Below are 22,085 nucleotides of genomic sequence, written 5' to 3'. Positions count from 1 at the left end.
TCATTAAGTTAAGGGATCTTACATATTTGTTTACCTCCTACCAAATTTACTTTACTTGAATTGCACCTCATGAATGCGCCCTTTTAAAAAGAATGCGATAAACTAAACTTTTTGAATCGCTCCGTCTAGGTCGTTTAAAGCTTCGATTGTGGCGTATGGGGATTATTTCGGCTTGAATCCAACGTGAAAGTCTTTGATATATTATTTTAAGATCAAGATTAGGGAGAAGCATTAATTCAATTACATGATTCTGAACCGCAGTGATCAAATTAGCAATACTCACTTGATATTCATATTTCCTATTTTTGGCTTCCTTTTTTGTTTTTACAAGCTTGTCCTCTTCTTTTTTTAACATTTCACAAAATGAAAATAAGAATATCCATGAATAAAAATCTTGTAGAATGAACTGAAGGTTGTTTGAAGAAGATTTTCCAATCGACATGAAGACTTTGAGAAAGCTGAAGCTAACTTCTACCCGCCATCGTTTGAAATAGAGCTCTTTGAAGCACTTTGTAGGATAAATTTTCTCATCAAACAAATTTGTAATTAAAACTTCAGTCTCTCCTGTAGAGAGTGTAACCTTGACAGCTCGTAAATTTAGAATTTAATAGGTTATTCTTTTCAACATATGCTTTTTGGGAACGTGGGCACTTAAATTCAAGAATAGAATCGTCTTTTTGGCTATTTGCGAAATCTACAATAACTTTAAATGTAGCAGAAGTCTTGGAACGTATGCAAAAGTTTAGAGTGTTTGCAATGAGCAATGCAAACATGCTAAAATCTATGAACAGTCTCTCAAAAATTAGAATAGGATTTAGGAAATAGTCTGTTAAAGGTCCATTTTTAATGAAAGGAATATGCTTTTCAAAGAAAGGCTTTTTTCTGCTTCAACTTTTCCAAATGAAACATTTAGCGGAAGATTGTTAAGAAAATCATAAAGGAAGACCGCATTCCCTTGCAATACTCCTTCTTTTTGGTTTTTTGACCGAATTCTAGAGAACAATGGCTCAGTTTTTTCAGTAGCGGGTATTGTAAATCGACTTCCATCTATTGCTAGAAGCGTGTGTCTTTTCCATGTGTTGACCTTGTATTTATTTTCAAGATTTTGGTAAAACAGCGTGTTTGAATAATTTAATAAGTCAACAAAAACCTGATGATTAATCTTTTTTCTAGCTTGAATAAATGCGCTAGAAGTTGGAATCACATCTAAATCGTTAGGAAATAATTTTTCATAACCTAAATTAAGGCGTGAAGTAATTGAATGCTCTGGTTTATTCAATAATAACCCAATCATTCTATCAAATGGCAATTTCCTGTTTCTTGTGAAATCCTTAAAATTCGTTTTATTTTTTTCACACAGTGAAGGCTCAATGATTTTATTCTTAATATTTTGAATATAATTGATATTATTATTATGTTCTATGCAAATATTCATAATTTATACACCTTTAATTCGTTAATTTCAATTCCGTAGGCTGGAAAATAACGATTTTTTTAAGTGCATAACAGGAATTTTTTTTAGAATATAAAGATATCGATTTTCGTCTTAGAATAGGCAGAATTAATGAGCAATCTCGATTATATGTGGTAAATATTTAAAAATATCAAAAATTTTTATGTTGAATATTAATGTTGTTTGAGAAATCTCGTCTATCCTTAAATAAATTATTGTATTTTTTTGTCGATTTGTGTCTAACTTAATGACATTGCTCATTGGATACCATCATGTAGCACTCAGGGAATCAAAAATCCCTTTTAAGGTTCAAATTGCAGATTGGCTTCTAGATCTTGGACTTAATATCAAAGTATGTGTAGTTGATCGGGAATATTATCGATACTATGTATTGAAATCATTCAAACAACGAAACATTGAGGTCATCACTCCTGCAAAAAATTATCACCAAATTAAAAACTGTAAAAAAGAAATCTTAAATGCAAATCGTGGCAGAATTCAGCAATATAGCCTCGGTTCTAAAACAAAAAAGAAACAAAGACGGAAAATAATGCGCTGCTAGGCACTCCTCTATGCTCGAGGAAATCAATCGTTAGCAACGATTAAAAAGGACTATCGGAAAGGACAATTAAGTTTGAAGGAAGCATCTAACCAAATTTATGCGTTGATCACCACTACCGCCCCTCAATATCATTCAACCTCATTCGTGTATACCATCAAACGATATTACAAAATGAGATGGCAAATTGAGACGGCATTTCGGGATGTAGATGAACATAAAGGAATATGGCGGTCCAATGATGATGGAACACGCTTATTTGTTGAAATGGGAAAATATTTATTGTTCAATTTCTGGCAGATTGAACGCAATGAGATAGGCTCCAAACACCAAATGACATTTCAAGAATATCGAGATTGGCAAATTGATGAATTATCTGGCACGATCAACCTCTAATTAATATTAGTGAGAATTAATCAGCGAATGGGGAGAAGAAAATGCAAAAAAGGTTATTTCATTGGGAATTGATAAAAAAAAGTACAATTGCACAACGCTTTCTAAATATCTTTCTTTTTCCGATCTTGAAATTTTTATTCCTAATTTGAAGAAACACTGAAAAAAAGATATTTTTAGAATTCTAAAATAAAAATCTGATTGCAAAGCATTCTTTATTAAATTGCATTAAATTTTCGCAAATAATAATATAAAAATCCCTTGATAATATCAAAGAAAAGCAGAAGTTTTCGCACATTTGATTTTCCAAAGCAACGTCCATGTAAATGAATGGGTACTTCTTCGATCTTAAAGTTGTAAATCGCTCCCAGCATTAATAATTCGGTAGTAAATGCCATATCGAAAAATCGAATCTGTTTAAAAATCCTTTTTGTTTTCCTATGAAAAGCGCGAAAACCTCCTTGATTGTTTCGCACTGATTGGTGAAAAAATATTTTTAGGAAAATTTGAATAAAACTTTCACCTGCACGATTTAAAAACGGAATGGGATAATAATATTCACCTTTATATCGTGATCCTATAACAATATCAACATCATTCTTTATAATAGATCGACAAAAGGTTGGAATATCTTTAGGGTCATGTTGACCATCACCATCAATAGTTATGAAGATATCACCTCTTGCTATTTTTAATCCATCTAAAATTGTACGACCGTATCCTTGATTATTTTTATGATAGATAAAACGAATATCCCTTCTTTCCAAAAGTTTTTCGACAGTTCCATCTTTAGAACCATCATCCACAATAATTATTTCATAATTTGCTAATTTTAAATTGTGAATTTTCTCAATAATTGGAATAATTGTGTTAGATTCATTATAACAAGGAATTATTATTGAAATAAAAGTTGATGGATAAAGTCCACTGGATTTAAATGCAGGGAGTGAAGTATTTTTTATTACATTATTTATAATCTCAGTGTTAACTATTGTATTACTAATCATTTTTTTTCATTAGATTTTTATTAATAATTTTTAAAGAATTTTATAATATATATTTTTACGCATTTTAAGAGGTTATAGCAACTTCGCTTATTTCAATCAAATTCTATTTTTTGCAGCCATATTTCCAACAAAAACCCGTCTATCCCACCAATATTTGAGTCGGCATTTTCAAGAACTTGAAATCGGGCGAAAATGTCCTATTTCGATCATTTATCATTGACATTTGATGCATTTCGATATTTTATTTGTCAAACTGTAGTTCGACTAAATTGAAATTGGGGCGGATTAGGGGTTTTGGAGTAATTTATGCAAGATTTTCGAAATCTTATCAATTTTTAGAATGTTGCTAGAACCTCTTAATAATCTGATTTTTTTATTTTACACCTTTAGGTTAAGTGTTATTACCATTAATACAATTATTGAGAATTTCCAAATTCCCATGACCGACAAAAATCAATTAATTGATATCTTATTTTTAAAATTTTTTTATTGTTTTGTATGTTACATTTAGTATCATGACACTAACGTGTAAAATTGATTCACTTCCATCTGATGGATTACAACTTCCCCTAAAAATTACTATTGGATCAAAGGAAATAACTGATACAGTTACAATATGCATCCCAAACGAAAGTAAAGATGAAAAAATACATATATTAGCGAAAAATGGACACAATACTGGTGTAAAAGGCTCGCCACAACAAATTGTATGCTTAACCTGTGGAAAATCCTTTTATCTTCATACAAGTCGATTCTTTAAAGACATGAAAAACGATATTCGATCAATAATAAGTCAATCATTAAAAAGAGGGCGTTTAAATGCGAAATCATTGTCAAAAAGATTGCAAATGAAGAAATCTACCATTTCTCGACTTTTTTACAATTTATAACCCTCATATCAAAATCAGTTAAACATAGAAAAATCTTCAAAAATAAGCGTCGACGGAGTAATTGCTTATTTATTGATGAGACTTTTTTAAAAATTGGTAAAAAAACATGGTATTTGATTGTAGTTGTAAGTGGTAATAATAAAATTATGGCGGTAGAATTAATAAAAAAGCGTACGAGAGAAAAAATACTTGAAATTGTGAAAGATTGTGCAGATCGATTATTATATGGTCTGCAACTCTTAATTTCCGATGGTTTTAGAGTCTATATGAGTGTAGCAAGGGCATTGAAAGTAAATCTCACTCATGTAAGGCATATTCATAAACCTCCTTATGGCAGAATTATAATTGAAATTTATTCATATACTGAATTTGAAGTTTCCAAAACTATATTTAAAACTACAAATGAGATCACTGCCAAGTATGGCTGGTTTATCGGACAAATAAAAACAACTAAAGAAAGTATAGGTAAAAAAAAACGGGGACGAAAAAGAGGAGGAAAGAACCGCCCTAAGCATATTATTGAAGCTGAAAAGAAGGAAAAAGCGAAGAATTCCAAACATCGCGGACGGCCACCAGGAAAATCAACCAATAAGGACTGGGACGTGCATGTCTTCAATCATGATAAGAAAAGAGGTCGGATTATTGCTCTTGGGGGAAGTGTATCAGTGGCATCGGCCGCAATGAACATAATCCTCAAGTAATTTTAAAATATGTACATTACCTCCAACCTCGTGGAAAAAGAGTATAGTGTCCTTAAAAAACTTATTAATTTTCGAGGAAGAAGATCTGTCGAAATGTGGGATGATTTATTATTTTCTTATTTTGTAATTCGTGATGAGCCGAAAATATTAGATAAAATTCTTGAAGATTGTGATATCTCTTTCAAAATGGTATCTAAAAGCATTCCAGCCTTAGTAACGTTTCAGGTGAGTTCTGTATGAAATAGAAAAAAAGACAAAAATGAGAATCATGGGAAATTGGAAAATCTCATTGTTTTGAATAAATGTGGTTACTTTTCTTTCGAAATTATTCATTTTTCGAATCGCACTTTTTTTACAATGTTATAACTTTATAGTCAAAAATTTTTGAATTGCTATATTTCTTTTCTCTAAAATCAATTTGATTATTTTCGAAAAATTTACGTATTTCATTTATTGCATCTAAAATATCAAAATCTGGTTTAAAATGAAAAACTGTTGAAATTTTATCAAAATTGACGCGATATGATCTATTATCCTCTTTATCATTATTATGAAATATTTCAATCGAGTCTTTAAACACTTCTCTAAAATATATTCCTAAATCTTTAATTTGACAATTTAAATGATTCGAACCAACATTAAAAATTTCTCCTGAAAATTCTTCAAATTTATCTGTCTCTAAAACAATTTTAATGCATTTTCCTATATCTTTAACGTGAATGAATGGTCTCCATTGTTCTCCATCAAATAATGTTATCCTTTTTTCGACAATTGCTAGCGCGCTAAGTAAATTAATGGCCAAATCAAATCTCATTCTTGATGATAATCCAAACACTGTTCCGAATCTAAGAATGATTGGATGAAAATTCATATCAGCTAATTTTAATAATATTTTTTCAGCTTCAACTTTAGATTCTGCATATAGAGAAACTGGATTTAGTCCAGATTTTTCTGTTAAAATTGCATCTGTGTAAAAACCATATACACTACATGTTGATGCAAAAATTAATTTCTGAATTCCAAAATACTTTGCTAGAATTCCTAATACTTTGACACCTTGTATATTGATTTTTACAGTTAAATCTGGATCAATTTTACATGCTGGATCACCCACGATTGAAGCCAAATGTATGATTTTATCAATATTATTAAAGGAACGGATTAATGTTGGGATATGTAAAAAATCACCTTGAATGAGTTCAAAATTTTCTTTCTCTATAAGATTTCTAATAGGTTCAATTCCAAAGGTTAAATTGTCTAAAATTCTCAATTTATAATTATCAACTAAAAGCTGACATAAATGGGAACCTATGTATCCTGCTCCTCCGATGATTAAAATTTTCTTTTCGTCTTTTGAATAGTTGATTTTGATTTCTTCTTTTTTTTTATAATCAATTAATTCATTGAAAGATAGATGAAGAAGTTTTATAAATTCATTATCTGAATTTAGGACAGGAAGATAATTTATTTTTTTATTTATCATGAAATTAACTAATTTGTTTTCATCAATTTGATCATTAAAAACATAAAAATTTTGATTTTGTATAATAGATTTTAATGGAATTTCCAAATTTTCGTTTTCTATGAAATAATTTTTTAATAAATCATTATCAATAAAGCCAGAAAACTCATTTAAGCTATTTTTTAATATTATTACGTTTATAAATGAATTATACATATCCTTTAAAACTTCATTCAATCTTTCATTTTCGTTATAAATTTTAATTTTTTTTTCCACTTCAATAGATATTTTCATATTTATCTCACATCTCATCATACCAAAAAGATCTTATTTTATTTACTATATATTCAAAATCTGAATTTGTATAATTTAAAGAAAAAGGTATAGAAATTACTTTTTTTGATATTTCCTCAGTTTTAGGTAAATAGCCTTTAAAACTACCAAATTTATTCTTAAAACTACTTTTTAAATGAATAGGTTCAAATTGTACTTTCGTAAAAATACCATTTTCCTTTAAATAATCTCGTAAAGGTTCTCGATCCTTCGAATTTTTTACTAAAAAAGCATAAAATTGATAAACGCATTCGCTATTTGGAATTTTTTCAATTACTTCGATTTCAGAGATTTCACTTAAAAGTTTATCATATAATTCTCCTTTTTTTTTCCTTAAATTTATTAATTTGTCTATTTTTTTCATTTGGGACAAACCTAAAGCCGCAGTTATAGACGACATCCTATAATTATAACCTACATCGATATAGTCCATAAATTGGATGGTTTCAAAATAGTTAATCTTATCATCCTCAACTCTTCCATGAGACCTTAGCAATTTAATCTTTTCATATATTTCTGAATTGTTCGTCAAAACAGCTCCCCCTTCCCCTGTAGGGAGTACCTTATTTTGACAAAAGCTCAAAATTGATGAGTGACCAAATGTTCCTGAATATCTTCCATCTAATTTTGCACCAAAACTTTCTGCATTATCTTCAATTAACAAAATTCCTTTTTCATCTGCCAATTTTCTTAATTTTTTGATGTTTTTGCTAATAAACCCAGCATAATGCATGACAATTATTGCTTTTGTATTTTCATCAATTTTTCTAACTACATCATTAATGTCCAAACCGAAACTTTCTGTTTCAATATCCGCAAATCGGGGCTCTGCTCCTGCTAACACAACACAATTAACTGTAGCTATAAAAGAAAACGAAGGTACAATAACATTTCCTTTTGTAATACCATAAGCAAGTAATAGTGCATGTAATGCGGATGTTCCAGAATTTAATACTAAGGCATGTTTCATTCCAAAGAATTCTTGAAGTCTTTTTTCAAATAAAGGAATTTCAAGACCTACCGCCCAGAAAGAACCTCTTTTTATAACATTAGAGACGGATCTTATATCCTCATCGTCCCAATAAATATCAAACCATGGATAATTCTTTTTCATATGTGTGAGATTTCCCGAAAAATTATAAGGTTTTTGATACTTAAATATTTTTTTTTAACCAACATTTGCTTTAAATCTTATTAATTACAGTTTTTTAATGACCTTACACGGAATTCCAAAAGCAATAACATCAGAAGGTATACTTTTATTAACGAAACTATAAGCTCCAATAATGCTATTGGCTCCTATTGTAACTCCAGGCATTATCGTAGAATATGCACCTATCCGACAATTCTGTCTTAAAACAACACAACCAGATTTATTATCAATTGTAGATTTGCTAATAATTGAACAATGTGGCCCAATTTGAACAAATGGTTCAATAACAATTCCATTATGAGCATAAAGAACTGAAAATGCCGCAATATCTGAACCAAAGCCAATTTTTAATTTTTCTTGTTCTTTTTCATCATAACCAAAAACACGCCATCCATAGATTGTTGGTTCAGAGGTAGGGACTTTAGGAAATTTCCAGTCAGAAAAATTACTTCTGTAATCTAATGGGACCTTTCCTTCATGCTTTATTTTTTTATAATTCCAAAACATTATTTGCTTCACTTTATTGGTATATTTTATTAAACGAATTAATTTTATTAAACTTTATAAGATTCAAATAATGATTGAATAATTTCGCTATATTTTTCTTCTGGATAAGTTTCGATAATATGATTACTTGTTTTTTTTATTTCATTTTTAAAATATTCTTTGTTTTCTAAAAATTCTTCAAATGCGAAAAACAATTCTTTTGGATTTCGATTTTTCACAATAATGCCATTTTTATGATTATGAATTACTTCATAATACGAATCATTGTCACAAACAATCGGAAAGCATCCGCATGCTATTCCTTCTAACAATGTTGCAGCTAATTGATCATGTATTGGTATTTGGTACATTACTGTTGATAATAAAAAAAGTTCTTTCATTTCCTCCTGAGATAATGGTCTATCTATCCAAATTATTTTATTCTCTAAATTAAGATTTTTTGTAATTTGCTTTAAATTTTTAATATATGACTTATTTTTATGTAAGAATGAAATAAAAATAAATTTAAATTCAGGATATTTATCAGAAATTAATTTGAAAGTATATAAAAGTGTTTCATGCATATATATAGGACTAAGCAAACGGGGACTTAGAATATAATTAAATTGGGGATTTAAATCGAATTCTTTTAGAAAAATTGATTTTTCAAGTACCAATTTTTTATCTATCTTTAAGTTGAATATTTGGGTGTTTATTCCCCAATATGCAACAATTATCTTCTTTTCTCTGATATGATAATGTTTAATTAAAAATTTTTTTGTTGCATAATTCGATACCATGATTTTATCTGATTTTGATAATACAATTTTTGCTAGAAGTTGAGATATTTTTGAAGATTTATATACATCAGAACCATAAACTACTGTGATATGGGGATGAAATCCTGAAAATGTGGCTATTAAACCATTGTGTATTAAATAATGAGAAAAGATAATATCTGGTTTGTATACTTTTATAATTTTCCTAATATTAAATAATAATTTAATATAAGAAAAAAAGGCTGAGTTTTTAAAATTGATACGTTCAAAATCAATTTCTTTCATAAATTTTCCTTTTTTATAAACTGAAATTAGTTTTATTTGGATGTCAGATTTATTGATATTTAACCATTTATTAATTAAGTATGATTTTGCATTTGCCAAGATAAGATATTTAGTCATAATTGATTTTATTTATTTAAATTTTTCAATTTTTCTGCTTGATTAGACTTCTTTTATAAATTAAATTATTTTAAGATCATATGAATTTTACACTAAAATATTTGCCTTAAAAGTTGCTACAAGTGTAATGATTTGCAAAATATTTGTTTTTAATTGAATTCATGTAAAATAGTTAATTTAATTCGAAAAATTAATAAATAGCAAAAATTTGTTTTACGATTGTTCGATTTCCCCACATTCATTTAATACATTTCTATTTGAATTTATGTAATACATTTTAGGGTTGGATTTTACTAATTTTATGAACTAATGAATATTTTACGATAATTAAAGCATAATTTAGCTTTTTGTATCTAATATTCTACTTTCCATAAGTATATTGTAAAAAAAAACAGTAAATCAAAATAGAATCTTGAATAATACTTATAGGTTTTTCATGAACTTCAAAAATGATCTAGTTTTTCGAAAAGTTCAAAACTAGCGCTTTCTTTTTCTTTTTATGGCACTCTCTATGGTTTCAAGACCAATCTATACAACTTACCCAAAATATTTGAACAAACAATGTCCACTTTGCCATAATCGTGTGGAATTTCTCTATCCTGGTCGAAAGAGAAGTATTAAAGATTTTCACTATACTTTTTCAGAAGTACGGTATTATTATAGGTGTCGTAATTCTTCATGCTATAACTACACTCATCCATTCAATCCAGCCCCTATGTATACATTTCCAGAGAAAAAATATTCATATTCAGTATGGAAATGGATCGGACGTGAAGCTAAAACATACAACATGAATGCTACGCAAATTCAACGCCGCATTTTGAATGAATTTGGTCTAAAGATCTCAGAAAACACAATTCGGAATAATATGGATGAAGTGGACTGTTATCTTTCTCATCAAATTGACAAAAAAACTAAAAAACTGATTACTGAGCAGTGAGAAATTTTATTAAGTTTAGATGGTCAAAAACCTGAAGATGGCGAAGATGCATTATGGCTTTTTGTGGATTTAATTAGTAATCGAGTATTGGATGTGCAATTATTACGCTCAAGTGACCATATTACGTTGCATAGATGTATCCAAAACATCCTACAATCATATGATGTGCAACTTTCAGGTATTCTTTCTGATTAACAAGGGTCGATCGTATAAATGCATAAAGAATATTACTCCAAAATACCCCATCAATACTATCAATTCCATTTTTTGCAAAATTTGCGGAATTTCTTGGAGATCAAAGACAGCTCGATGCAAAAACAATTATCAAAACTAATTAACCATCTTCCAATTACCACGATGGGAAAAGCTGAAACCAGAAAGATTCCAAACATTGGTACTGTGAATTATCGTAAGCATTTTGCTACAATTGAGAGTGATCTTCTGAAACTGGTGAAATCAAAAACCAAAAAATTCGAAAAATTACGAGGGATAACGTCTTTTTCTCGAATTTCAAAGCATCAGGATGAAATTATGGAGATCTGTGAGTTAAAAGACCCTAACCATCGAATAACTAAAATCTTGGCTAAAACAGCAGATAAATTAACTGACGTGTTAAATGATCAAAAAGCGAATTATCTTGGTTGTCAATCGTTATTTTCTGATTTCCAAAGAATGCGAGCAGTATTAAATCTAAAAATATATACATTTAGAACTGAACATGAGCAAAGGTTAAGCAAACTTTTCAAAGAATTATGGAAAAGTATCGAGAAAGAAAGAAATCCATTAATGTCCATCAAATCATTTCTTCCAAAAAAAGATGCCACATTTGTTGAAATAAAAGAACAATGAGTTCGCCTTCACAGTTCCTATAGCTCAGGTTTGTTCAGTTATTATGATTTTCCTGTACAAGAACGAACCAACTCAAAAATGGAGCAGCAATTTGGTCAAGAAAAGCAAAAGTTTATTACACGAAGTGGGAAGCCTAATGTGAGTCGTCAAATTCGAGTTCGAGGTGAATTTGAGTTGAAACAGCAATATGTCCCTAAAAAAGAAGTTCAAAAATATTTGGATAACATGAAAGGATCTTATTCAAGAGATATTGTGATGAATGAGTTAACGAAATTGATACAAATACAAAAAAAAGAATCAAAACGATGGCAATCTTCAATCGGAGGAAAAATAGCCATGTTAAAGCTATATGAACCTCAAGATTCAACCGAAAAAAAAGCTTAGATTACTTTTGAAGATCATGGGACCATTTTCAATGACGAATGATCAATTAAAATGTTAAATATTTTTTATTTTATAGTGAAAAAATCAACATTCAGAATAAATACTATCTCATCCTTCCTTTATGAACTGTTTTAAGATATAATTTATGATTTATTCTTCTGTTCGCCGCAGAATTCAGAGAAATGATTAAATTTAAATCACTTGATTAATGTCGTAAATTATGGTTGGACGACCGAAAAAAGATTATTCTATAATTAATAGCCCAATCTTGATTGAAACTGGAATATATACATCTGAAGTATTAACTAATGTCCCAGCTATTTGCCCAAACTGCCATTTAACTATGGTAGGAACATACAGTACACATAAACGAAAGAAAACAAGGATTGAATATTTTCAATGCAAAAATCTTGATTGTTCTCATCTAAAAGATCACACTTCTGCGCGTCAATTTTCTTTTACATCATCTTGGGCGTTCATTAACTCACTTAACGGTATTTTAAAGAAAATGACATCTGAAATAATGCTGGGAAAAATCAGTCAATCGGCAATCGCTGAAAAATCCGGCGTTTCAAATGCTTTGGTGAGTTTTATCAGAACAAAAATCGAAAAAACTCTTGATCTTTTATATGGATTGGACCAACTGGTTCAAGAACCGACAGATGATACAGCAATTGCTGGAGACGAAACTTTTATCAAAATTAACGGCGTCTCATACTACATTCTCATGTTTACCGGCTATACTACTCATAAAATACTTGGAATTAAGGTATCTAAAAGCAGAAAAGAAAAAGACATAAGAAATATTTTTGATGAAGCAGAAAGAAACACGAAATATCCTATTTCTATAATTACAGCCGATACTTGGGGTCCTATGCAAGTAATGGCTAAAAATTTAAATAAACCGATAACTCTTGTTATTCACAAGCACAAAAAACCTTATGACAAGGCAGTTATTTGGAAAATCGAATATGATAAAAATTATCGAAAAATTACTAAAATCGGGATTAAATGTGATTTTTTTAAAAAGCGAGCAAAAAAGGAATATTTTTATATAAAAACTAAAGAGAATATTGTTCCGCAATCACCTAAAAAGCGGGGACGTCCTAAAGATGCTAAAAACAAACAACAGAAGAAGAAACAAAAAAAAAAGCAAAAAAATACAAAAGGACGCAAAGGTATTTTTGCCCCTTTTAACCGAGGAAAGCAGGGTTATGCGAAAATTAATCCATATCAGAAAAAAATCCAATTAGCTAAAAATGTTTCTCCTGCGGTAGCTGCTGCATTAGGAGAAATAAAGGACCTTTTTTGGCGTAAGTCCATATCAAATAATCTCGCAGAGAATAAAAATAGTGTCATTCAAGCACATATCAACTTAACAGGCCCAAAATCGCCTGAAGATTTAGAAAAGCGTTTAAGATCTTTTATAATAATTCATAATTCACCTGAGATCTTAGATTTACTAATGGTACCGCACAAATTTCGGCCTAAAATTATGTATAATGGATGGTATAATTCTGAATTTCGGCGGTTTTTTGACATTATATTCAAATTAGGAAGATATAAAAAAGTGGGGGTGTCTGTGAATTGATCCTTTGTCATTGAAAATAGTCGATCTGGGTTTTTTCTTGATTTTTTTTATAGTATATCTACAACAAGTAAAACCTTGTAATCTCCTTTTCTTTGAATAAAAATATCTTTATTTTTGGTATTAATCAATTCCTTGTTTGAATACATATTTTCTGGAATAAAATCAATAGAATCGATTTTTGCCTAATTGGATATTATCCATTTTTTTTCTTCATTGGAACTATGTAATTTGAAATTCAATTTAAACAGAGTAAATTCTATTGTTTATTTCTTAAGTACAAATCAAATAGATCAAAATAATTTCAATTTAACATTTTTGGCATATCGGTCCTATTATTCTGACTTCTAAATTTTCAAAATACACAGAAGAATTATTCAGAAAATATCTTAAATCACATCCTAAAGATTGAAAATATTCTCTATCACTTTTGTATAGTATTAAAACATAGATATAATCAGTTTCAAAATTATTTGTTAAATAATATTTGAATTCTGCCAAAGTTTTATTTCGATTATCAATTTGATTATGAGCGATAACCTCTTGGTTTCCTGTATAAACTAAATAATCCTTACCCCGTTCTGTGAGAGCAAAGAATCCAACTTTCGGATTCATTCTGACTAAATTTTCACATTGTTCGATACCTTCCCACTCACTTTCACTTAGTGAATAGTGAGAATTGGCTAAATTTTGGCGTGTATATACTACAAGAGGAACAAAAAGAAAATTGGAAATTACCACAAAAAAAATGACTATTACTTTTAATCCAATTTTTATTTTTATACTTTTGAACTTATTCATGACCAAGAACAGTTTTTCAAAAACAAATGGAATAAGTAGAGCCCCTATCATACTTATAAATTGTACAAATCGTTTTTCATTATACCTCGTCCAATAATAATTTTGGTTTATAAATTCTATTAATTTTCCAAGAAAAAAACTAGTATAAAAACTAGTAATCAAAAATCTCGGAATATTCTTATCTTTAGTATAACCAACAATAAAGATCGCAATTAATGTTAATAAAAGATTCAAACCAAGAAGAGAATAATTGTACCAAGGTACATTGCTAAACGTGTCAGTATTAATCGGATCTTGATAATAATCAATTGAAAACAATTCAATTGTTTTAATCACAGTCGCTATTCCAAATAATATTATAAAGATCCCCGATAAACCAATAATTGCGTGATTTAAAATACGTTCCTTAAAAAAATCAAAGCGATGAAAAATCATTATAAACAGAAATGCGCTGGTGGATATACACAACGGCAACAACAAACCCAGCTTTAAGGCTAGATTTAAGTCAAATAAGGGAAAAATTGGTAAAAAATCTAACAAAAAGAAGGTAAAAAATGCGATAATATTACCTATTATATGTCCTATAAGAATATATTTGGTTTTCTTATTTTTTTTCATAAAAAAGAAGGAATAAACAGCCAAAAATCCAGAAAAAATAATTCCTTCTGGTATATGAATCAAAAAAAGGAGAGTAGAAAGAAAAACCATCATAAATGTTATATTAACTAGAGAAACTTCTTTATTTAATACAAAAGCGACAATAAAAAATAATAGAACAAGATCAACGAAATTCGGTAAGGTCCATAGACCAATAATTGAATATAAAAAGCTATCTTGTGTAAAAAAATTAAGTCGATCTATAATCGACATAAAACTTAGATCAGGAAAAATAAATCTGGTATAATTATATGATATAAGCGTCAATAATCCTCCCCAGATTGGATTAAGTAACGTGAAGAAGAACGTTGAAATCATTGCATAATTTTCTTTTTCTTTACCAAATATTCGTTTTGCTGCTGTAAAAACAGATATGGGAATAAAAAAGTTAAGGGAGAGAAGAGCATACATATTCATTTTAATTGAATCTAAACTTATCGAAATGAATGCTGACTCGAAAGCAGTTTCAATTATATAATCAAAATCACTCAAAGTCGAAGGATTAAATCCAAGGCTGATAGCTAGTGAATAATGATCTGAAATATCAGTTATAATATGCAAATGATCAGGATATAAAACAATCCATATTCCAATATAAAAAAGAAAAACAATCCCTAAGCCATAGAGTGTTAAAACATTGGTTGAAACACCTATGGATTTCTTTCGATAAAGGAGGAGATTACTTGTTGCAAAAGCATCAATTAAACTTATTTCAATTAAAATCCTATTATTTATGGGTAAATTGATGGTTAATAACCAAATTCCTCCGATAAAACCAATACCAATAAAATAAGAGAGTAATTGATGTTCCAAGAAAGTTATTTTTTCCCGTATTTGAAATATTTCTGAAAAAAAATATCCTGGCACTGAAATTAAAAGGAGAATCAAAAAAAATGAATTGGAAAGAAATTTTTTTTCAAAAAAAAGAACATTGAGAGTGTAAATCACTGAAATTATAAATAAAATCACTTGAATCCAAGAATATTGTAAGTCGAAGCGAAAATTTGTATTTTTAAAATCAAATATGTAACACAAAAACCACAATAAAAGGAAAAAAAGTATTCCACTAAAAAACCATAAATTTTTGACATCTTTTAAAATAAAAAGCGAAAAACTTGAAATAAGACAGATAATAATTATAAAGAAATATTTCCTTGAATCTCTAAGGTTCATGATGTCAATTATTGATGGAAAAAATTAAAAATTTAGTAAAAGATGAAATTGGAAGGAATAACTTAGAATTTCCTCATTTGAGTATTAATTTCTAAATTCTTGAGTTCGTAAGTTATAAATTAAAATTAAACTTTTCTTGATTTTTTACGATAAATTTTTACCGACTCTAAGAATATATCCGTTTTTTAGGTGATATTGAATGTAATTTCTCCAAATTCTTTTATATGATTTATAAATTTATGCTTGCAGGAAATATCGAAAAATTAAGAGCGTGTTCCCTAACTTTTTTAAGATCATTTCGTATATAATAATTTGAAATATAGTTACATAAGATAAATCTAAATTTTTGTGATCCCTAATTATGAACAACCAATGGTTCATTTAGTCAGGAAAAAAATAAAAGGAAAGTTCTATCTTTATCTTCAAGAAACTGCAAGAGTTAATGGCAAATCAAAGCGTATTTGGCAGAAATATCTCAGATCTGAAGATAAAATAAAGAAAATCACCAAAATACATTTATCATCTGAATACACGATAGAAACTAAATATTTTGGATTGCATAAAGCACTATTTGATATAGCTTCTGAATTAAATCTTGTATAAATCATCGATAACTGCGTGTATAAACGTGATCATGGAATTTCAGTTGGAAATTATATACTTTTTGCAGCTCTAAATCGATGTTTAAAACCTAAATCAAAAACTCAACTCCTCTATTGGTTTGATAACAGTATTTATCCAAATTATTTTCCCTCAATTGATTCGTATTTTGATGCGAAAGCATATTCAAATCATTTTAAATATTTAACACCTGAAGTAATAAAAAATATTGAAAATCAAATACAAAATCGCTTAATCCAACATTTGCAGGTGAAAATAGACACTATTTTTTATGATCCTACAAATTTCTATACATATATTAATCCTTCTGAAATTCAAATCTTACCAAAACATGGTCATTCAAAAGAAAATCGTTTTACGCTAAATTTAATTGGTTTAGCACTATTCTGCACTCATGATGGTGAATTTCCATTTTTTCACGAAATGTATCCAAGAAACTATCAAGATGCTTCGTTGTTTCGTTCACAAATTAGCGTTTTTTTAAATCGTCTTAAAGAGATGAATAAAGATCCTTCCTCGTTAACATTAGTTTTTGATAAAGGAAACCTATCGGAACAAGCATTTCACGAAATAGATAAAATGAATTTAAATTTTATCGCAAGTGTGCGCCCCAGTACACTAAAAAAATATAAACATCTATCAAAAAATGATTTTGAAATGTTTATTCTTCCTAATCAAAAAAAAGTAGGGATTTTGGAATTTTCGGAACAAATGTATGGAAGAAATCGTCGATTAATTATTATATATAATCCTATAAGTTCAGAATGGCAAAAAAATAATCTTGTAAGAAAATTAGAGAAAAAAATTAACGAAATAAATGATTTTTTCCAAAATCGGCTCAATATTAAAAAGTGGCGTGATATTAATGCAGTAAAATCTAAAATTGAATCAATCATCAAAATAAAAGCCTATTTTCAATGGATATCATATAATGTATTCGAGAATAAAGGAAAAATAAAATATTCTATAAAACTGGACAAACCTGCATTAGAAAAACATTTACAGACTTTTGGAAAATCCTTTTTAATTTCGAATCATCCTCAATATTCAGCACATGAAATAGTATGGCTCTATAGACAGCAATATACGGTTGAAAATGCCTTTAAATATTTAAAATGTCCCTCTCTATTTCCCGTACGACCTATTTATCACCGAAATGATTCCAGCATTAGAGGGCATCTCTTTTCTTGCGTGATTGGTCTTCTTTTAGTTCTTTTATTATTAAGAAAAATTAATCAGAAATTTCCAAAGATTTCATTATGTAACATGTATGAGTACTTGTCAGAAATAAAAGTTTCAGAAATATCCTTTAAGAATTCAAACAAAACGATTCATCTTTTAAATAAAATGTCTACAAATGCCAAAAATCGTCATAAATTTTTAGAATTAAAAATCTAAAAAATATGTGTACCCTAATTTTTTTTTATTTCTCAATTTAATTAGAAATTTTATTAAGAAAATAGGATGAATTATTAAAACGAAGGATCTATTAAATCTCACCTCTTTTTTTATTTATTTCATATTTGACTCTCACACCATAAGTTTCAATAGCGGAGATTTACGTATCATTGAATTTAAGAAATTTGATTGGAAATTATGATTAAAAGTTAAACCAGATAATATTAAGGGATTATTATGACAAATAATGCAAACACGAATACGCCGTTCGATTCCTTCTGGAGTTTTTGGCCCTGAAAGTATTAAAAAATTCGAAAGCAAACTATTTTTATGCTCTGCAAGATTATTTTGAATGAATATCTTTGGGTAAAGATTTATGACTTCTTCTAACGTTGCGTCAACAGCAGGAGGAATCTCTTTACCGACTCGTACCGTTTTTTGGTACGGGTCAATCTTTGCATATCCGCGCTTTCCTTTATCAAACATTGTTCGATATCCTTTACGACCCCGTTTCTTTTTTGTTTTTGGTTTCTTTGGCTTCTTTTTCTTCTTACCCTGTCCGTTCTTTGTTCCTTTTTTTCTTCCACGCTTCTTTTTCATTTTTACTGCAAGATCTTCTTCTGATTCCATATAATAATATTCACGAGTCGCTTTTTTCTTCACAAAATCGGATTTCACACCGATTGTAGTGATTTTTCGTATGTTCTTTTCGTAATTATAATATTCGATAACGACATCTTCATAAATTTTTTTATGACGGTGCGTAATTAAAGTAATTGGGCGTTTAAGGTTCTTTGCGCAAAATTTAGTGCTTCCCCATGCATCTGCAGTGATTACTTCCAAAGATTCTTGTGAATTTCGGTTTGTTTCTAAAAATACATCTCGGATATCTTCCCATTTGCGAGTTTTAGACACTTTAAGGCCTAAAACCTTGTGAGTTGCATATCCTGTCGCCATAATTATATAAAATGAGATACCGTTTATTTTCAAGAAATTCTCATCGATTGCTATAGCATGTTCTAATTGCGGTTGATCAATTAAGTTTTGAAGCCCATGCTGGTAGTCCAACGCATCTTGAAATTTCTTTTTTAAGTAAGTCATTAAACTGGAAGAAATTGAATAATCTTTTGCAATATCGGTTAATTTACCTTAAGAATGAAACAATTTTGCCATAATTTCATCTGAATATATCTGAATAATGCTTTTGATGAATAAACTGGAGTAAACAGTAAATTGCTTCCCTTGGTTTGCATTATTTAGGAAAGAACACTTAGGATTTCGACATTGATAATTTTGTACGCGGGTTTTTCCTCGCTTTTTCGTCCCGTCTTCTCCAATCGGGTGAGATTGGCAAATCGGGCAACAAATTTGAATTGATTTAAGCAATATTTGTTCTTTGTTGTCTGATTCTATCATAATATCGTGATATTTTTTTGTAACGGGCTTTCTTAGGCGACTTGTTATAAGAAATCAAAACAAATATGTGATTAAAACTTTATTGAAATCTCTAATCAAGCATTTCTGAATAAATATCTATCATTTATCTAAAAAACCGATATGTTACTTAACGATATATATTGATATATTGAGGGTGATTTAAGATTGAGAAATAAATTTAAAAATTTAAAAAGATCCTCGAATTTTAAAATTCATCTACCTTTTTTATTTTTAATTTATTGCCAAATATTGATAGCTTCCAATATAGAAAGATTGATTATTTATGGGTTTGTTCCAGTTATTAGTTATTCTTTAATGGGAATTGATAATTTTTCAAAAAAAACAAGAATAAATTATTCTAAACCATTTCTTTTCATTTCTTTTTCTTATTTTTTATTTAGATTATTTACAAATAACGTAAATGATACAACTGATCCATTCTATCTACATTTAATATTTGCATTTTATTTCTTTATAATTATATATATTTATCAGAAGATCCGATTATCAGAGTTTAACAGTAGCAATTGCTTTTAGTAAGTCTAAAATGTAGGTTAACTCTCGATTTATCGTCTCTATTTTCTTAGATCTTATATTTAGGTGTCTATTATGGTAAAATTTATTATTAGCAAATAACCTGCTTATATAACTATCTGCTTTTATTATATTTTAAGAATATTTTTTTCTGACCAATTTGAGATAAAATAATCTGTATTGAAGTAAAATTCTTTTCTTAAGGCTTTCATAAGATTAAGTTTTAGAATTTTCTTGGCTAGACTAATGAATATTAGCCGAGATTTATGTAAAAAATAGTTCTTATTTTTTTTCATGTTCTGCGAATTTTAACGTATTTTTTGAAAAACACTGAAATTTAAAGCCCAGAGATGTTTTTGCCCCGATTCTTAAAGATCAAAAGAAATTGAAAATATTTTAGGCAAAAAAATACGAAAAATGTTGGGTTTAATACTGGATTATGATAATACGAGCATTTAAAGCAATATACTTGTCAATTAGAACAAGAATCAAATCAGCTTCTTGAAGATTATCTAATATAATAGATTATTATGCGAGAAGCGGTAAAATGGAATAATTTTTTCACCAAAACGGAAATAATGCATTTATTAATTACTAATTTATTTGCTTGAGTTTTTCACCTTAAAAAAGTTTTTTCCGAAAAAGCCAGAAATCAAAGGATACTATCGAAAAAATCTCTTTTGAGCAAAAAAAGAAGATTTAAATACTTCTATGGATTTCTCTTTTTAAGTATGAAAATCTTGGAAAATCGACCGTTAACAAATCGTTTTCTTGTATCTTATATTGATAATTGGGAATCTGAGCCAGTAGAACAACAGAATCTGGTCGAGTAATTGATTTCTGGGACAATATTAATTGAAAAACCTTCACCACACAAAATCCATTAAGAATTAATCACTGCAAATAGCCAAACTACCTTCTATCGTGAAATCCATAAACTTTCTCAGCATATACCACAGTTATTTGATGATATAATTCAAAATATCCAGAAAGATCCGCTTTTACAGATGAAAAAAACAGGTGTGATTGCGATTGATGAGCATATTATTCCGTAATCTAGTATCGATATGGAAGGAGTTGACTATTTCTATTCAACAACAAAAAAAGGCACAGAATTAGACATGTCGCTCATTATGGGCATTATTATCATAAAAATATTGAATACCCTATAATGTTTCAAGGTTATCGTCGAATACAAGAGCTTAAAAAGCGAAATTTAGAAGATAAATATCAAGAAAAGAATGAGATTGCAAGAAATATAATTGAACAGCTTTCACAGATGCCAAATTGTCTTGATTAATTTTTAATTAACAGCTTTTTCATGACAAAAGAAAATGTAAAATTACTACAAGGCTTGGAAAAGAGTTATATTTCTCGTCCGAAGCGTAATTGGAAAGGAAGTATAGGAAGACGGCCAAAAATGGATTTATCTGATTAGTTTGAATCGATACCATTTTCAGAATTAAAGTTGACAAAAGTAAAAAATCCTAAAACAAGTAAAGTCAAAACCTATAACACGGCGATATGTGATATTTACTTTCCGAAAATAGGCATACATCGGGTTGTGTTTATCAATTGTAATGAAAAAAACAAACAACAGACATTATAGAACAACATTGTGATATAATTGAAACATAAAAAAAGCAGAAATTCCGTGTATTTATTTTTACAATGGACAAACCGGAAAGGACTGTTAACTCGTTATGGTGTTGAAAATCAATCGATCGGGCAGTTGAAATCAAGTTTTTCGCATTATTGTCATGAACAATTTGCCACATGGCTACATGAACTGAAAATTGCGTGTAAAACGTGTCCGATAGCAAATTGGGTGTATAAACACTTATATATTGGATGTGAACGTTAATAGATTTCACTGAAAATGGAAATTCATAAAGAATTAATTGATATGGAAAACTTAAGTTATTTGATATCTTTCAAACCTTTTGTTTGATCCAATGTCATTAAGTTAAGGGATCTTACATATTTGTTTACCTCCTACCAAATTTACTTTACTTGAATTGCACCTCATGAATGCGCCCTTTTAAAAAGAATGCGATAAACTAAACTTTTTGAATCGCTCCGTCT

General features: G+C 28.8%; 22 protein-coding genes. 12 read left to right on the top strand and 10 right to left on the bottom strand.

Translation table 11 applies throughout. The features are described from left to right. Window positions 1–67: 67 nt before the first annotated feature. Window positions 68–442 (bottom strand): hypothetical protein, encoded by a 375-nt coding sequence (locus ACXLDF_RS03995; protein WP_457557203.1) that lies wholly within the window; start codon window positions 440–442, stop codon window positions 68–70. Window positions 443–829: 387 nt separating this feature from the next. Next, window positions 830–1,435 carry a hypothetical protein gene (locus ACXLDF_RS03990; RefSeq protein ID WP_457557202.1) on the bottom strand — a complete coding sequence of 202 codons (606 nt, stop codon included), beginning with the start codon at window positions 1,433–1,435 and terminating at the stop codon, window positions 830–832. A gap of 265 nt (window positions 1,436–1,700) precedes the next feature. Here ACXLDF_RS03990 and ACXLDF_RS03985 point away from each other — a divergent pair, with 265 nt between their 5' ends. Both ACXLDF_RS03985 and ACXLDF_RS03980 read left to right on the top strand, forming a co-directional pair. Next, a complete protein-coding gene (locus tag ACXLDF_RS03985; protein ID WP_457557201.1) occupies window positions 1,701–2,015 on the top strand; it encodes a hypothetical protein in 315 nt (104 codons plus the stop codon). Between the two features lie 72 nt (window positions 2,016–2,087). Then, a complete protein-coding gene (locus tag ACXLDF_RS03980) occupies window positions 2,088–2,408 on the top strand; it encodes a hypothetical protein (protein WP_457557200.1) in 321 nt (106 codons plus the stop codon). Window positions 2,409–2,623: 215 nt separating this feature from the next. Here ACXLDF_RS03980 and ACXLDF_RS03975 read toward each other — a convergent pair whose 3' ends face one another. Beyond that, a complete protein-coding gene (locus ACXLDF_RS03975) occupies window positions 2,624–3,412 on the bottom strand; it encodes a glycosyltransferase family 2 protein (protein ID WP_457557199.1) in 789 nt (262 codons plus the stop codon). 515 nt (window positions 3,413–3,927) lie between these two features. Here ACXLDF_RS03975 and ACXLDF_RS03970 point away from each other — a divergent pair. After that, complete coding sequence (locus ACXLDF_RS03970) at window positions 3,928–4,302, top strand: hypothetical protein (RefSeq protein ID WP_457557198.1); 375 nt, start codon at window positions 3,928–3,930, stop codon at window positions 4,300–4,302. 113 nt (window positions 4,303–4,415) lie between these two features. Continuing rightward, complete coding sequence (locus ACXLDF_RS03965) at window positions 4,416–5,003, top strand: hypothetical protein (protein WP_457557197.1); 588 nt, start codon at window positions 4,416–4,418, stop codon at window positions 5,001–5,003. A 352-nt stretch (window positions 5,004–5,355) separates the two neighbouring features. Here the strand turns inward: ACXLDF_RS03965 and ACXLDF_RS03960 are convergent, their stop codons facing one another. From ACXLDF_RS03960 to ACXLDF_RS03945, 4 genes are all read right to left on the bottom strand, one after another. Then, the gene (locus ACXLDF_RS03960; protein ID WP_457557196.1) at window positions 5,356–6,759 is read right to left on the bottom strand and encodes an NAD-dependent epimerase/dehydratase family protein; all 1,404 of its coding nucleotides are present in this window, start codon (window positions 6,757–6,759) and stop codon (window positions 5,356–5,358) included. Between the two features lie 7 nt (window positions 6,760–6,766). Beyond that, window positions 6,767–7,912 carry a DegT/DnrJ/EryC1/StrS family aminotransferase gene (locus tag ACXLDF_RS03955; RefSeq protein WP_457557195.1) on the bottom strand — a complete coding sequence of 382 codons (1,146 nt, stop codon included), beginning with the start codon at window positions 7,910–7,912 and terminating at the stop codon, window positions 6,767–6,769. 84 nt (window positions 7,913–7,996) lie between these two features. Then, window positions 7,997–8,458: an acyltransferase gene (locus ACXLDF_RS03950; RefSeq protein WP_457557194.1), complete on the bottom strand. Its 462-nt coding sequence runs from the start codon at window positions 8,456–8,458 to the stop codon at window positions 7,997–7,999. Window positions 8,459–8,505: 47 nt separating this feature from the next. Further along, complete coding sequence (locus tag ACXLDF_RS03945; protein ID WP_457557193.1) at window positions 8,506–9,618, bottom strand: glycosyltransferase family 4 protein; 1,113 nt, start codon at window positions 9,616–9,618, stop codon at window positions 8,506–8,508. 499 nt (window positions 9,619–10,117) lie between these two features. On the opposite strand from ACXLDF_RS03945, the gene ACXLDF_RS03940 reads away from it, so the two are divergent. The 4 genes from ACXLDF_RS03940 (at window position 10,118) to ACXLDF_RS03925 (ending at window position 13,382) form a co-directional block, all read left to right on the top strand. After that, a complete protein-coding gene (locus ACXLDF_RS03940; RefSeq protein WP_457557192.1) occupies window positions 10,118–10,558 on the top strand; it encodes a hypothetical protein in 441 nt (146 codons plus the stop codon). A 309-nt stretch (window positions 10,559–10,867) separates the two neighbouring features. Further along, the gene (locus tag ACXLDF_RS03935; protein WP_457557191.1) at window positions 10,868–11,407 is read left to right on the top strand and encodes a hypothetical protein; all 540 of its coding nucleotides are present in this window, start codon (window positions 10,868–10,870) and stop codon (window positions 11,405–11,407) included. A gap of 30 nt (window positions 11,408–11,437) precedes the next feature. Further along, a complete protein-coding gene (locus ACXLDF_RS03930; RefSeq protein WP_457557190.1) occupies window positions 11,438–11,791 on the top strand; it encodes a hypothetical protein in 354 nt (117 codons plus the stop codon). A gap of 220 nt (window positions 11,792–12,011) precedes the next feature. Next, window positions 12,012–13,382, top strand: a complete 1,371-nt coding sequence (locus tag ACXLDF_RS03925) for an ogr/Delta-like zinc finger family protein (RefSeq protein ID WP_457557189.1) — start codon at window positions 12,012–12,014, stop codon at window positions 13,380–13,382. A gap of 306 nt (window positions 13,383–13,688) precedes the next feature. On the opposite strand, the gene ACXLDF_RS03920 is transcribed toward ACXLDF_RS03925, so the two are convergent. Then, window positions 13,689–15,704: a hypothetical protein gene (locus ACXLDF_RS03920; RefSeq protein ID WP_457557188.1), complete on the bottom strand. Its 2,016-nt coding sequence runs from the start codon at window positions 15,702–15,704 to the stop codon at window positions 13,689–13,691. 654 nt (window positions 15,705–16,358) lie between these two features. Between ACXLDF_RS03920 and ACXLDF_RS03915 the strand changes: the two genes are divergently transcribed. Together ACXLDF_RS03915 and ACXLDF_RS03910 are read left to right on the top strand one after the other, a co-directional pair. Next, on the top strand, window positions 16,359–16,613 hold the full coding sequence (locus tag ACXLDF_RS03915; protein ID WP_457557187.1) for a hypothetical protein: 255 nt from the start codon (window positions 16,359–16,361) through the stop codon (window positions 16,611–16,613). A gap of 15 nt (window positions 16,614–16,628) precedes the next feature. Next, window positions 16,629–18,029 carry an IS1634 family transposase gene (locus ACXLDF_RS03910; RefSeq protein WP_457557186.1) on the top strand — a complete coding sequence of 467 codons (1,401 nt, stop codon included), beginning with the start codon at window positions 16,629–16,631 and terminating at the stop codon, window positions 18,027–18,029. A 132-nt stretch (window positions 18,030–18,161) separates the two neighbouring features. Here the strand turns inward: ACXLDF_RS03910 and ACXLDF_RS03905 are convergent, their stop codons facing one another. Together ACXLDF_RS03905 and ACXLDF_RS03900 are read right to left on the bottom strand one after the other, a co-directional pair. Then, a complete protein-coding gene (locus ACXLDF_RS03905; RefSeq protein ID WP_457557185.1) occupies window positions 18,162–19,130 on the bottom strand; it encodes a hypothetical protein in 969 nt (322 codons plus the stop codon). A 48-nt stretch (window positions 19,131–19,178) separates the two neighbouring features. After that, window positions 19,179–19,445, bottom strand: coding sequence for a hypothetical protein (locus tag ACXLDF_RS03900; RefSeq protein ID WP_457557184.1), 267 nt, complete (start codon window positions 19,443–19,445; stop codon window positions 19,179–19,181). Window positions 19,446–21,171: 1,726 nt separating this feature from the next. Here ACXLDF_RS03900 and ACXLDF_RS03895 point away from each other — a divergent pair. Further along, window positions 21,172–21,300, top strand: a complete 129-nt coding sequence (locus tag ACXLDF_RS03895; RefSeq protein ID WP_457557183.1) for a hypothetical protein — start codon at window positions 21,172–21,174, stop codon at window positions 21,298–21,300. A gap of 327 nt (window positions 21,301–21,627) precedes the next feature. After that, complete coding sequence (locus ACXLDF_RS03890) at window positions 21,628–21,864, top strand: hypothetical protein (RefSeq protein WP_457557182.1); 237 nt, start codon at window positions 21,628–21,630, stop codon at window positions 21,862–21,864. Window positions 21,865–22,085: the final 221 nt, after the last annotated feature.

It is taken from the genome of Candidatus Harpocratesius sp., assembly GCF_054039255.1.
The sequence above is the reverse complement of the archived record's forward strand: the minus strand, read 5'-3'. Positions and strand labels throughout refer to the sequence as shown.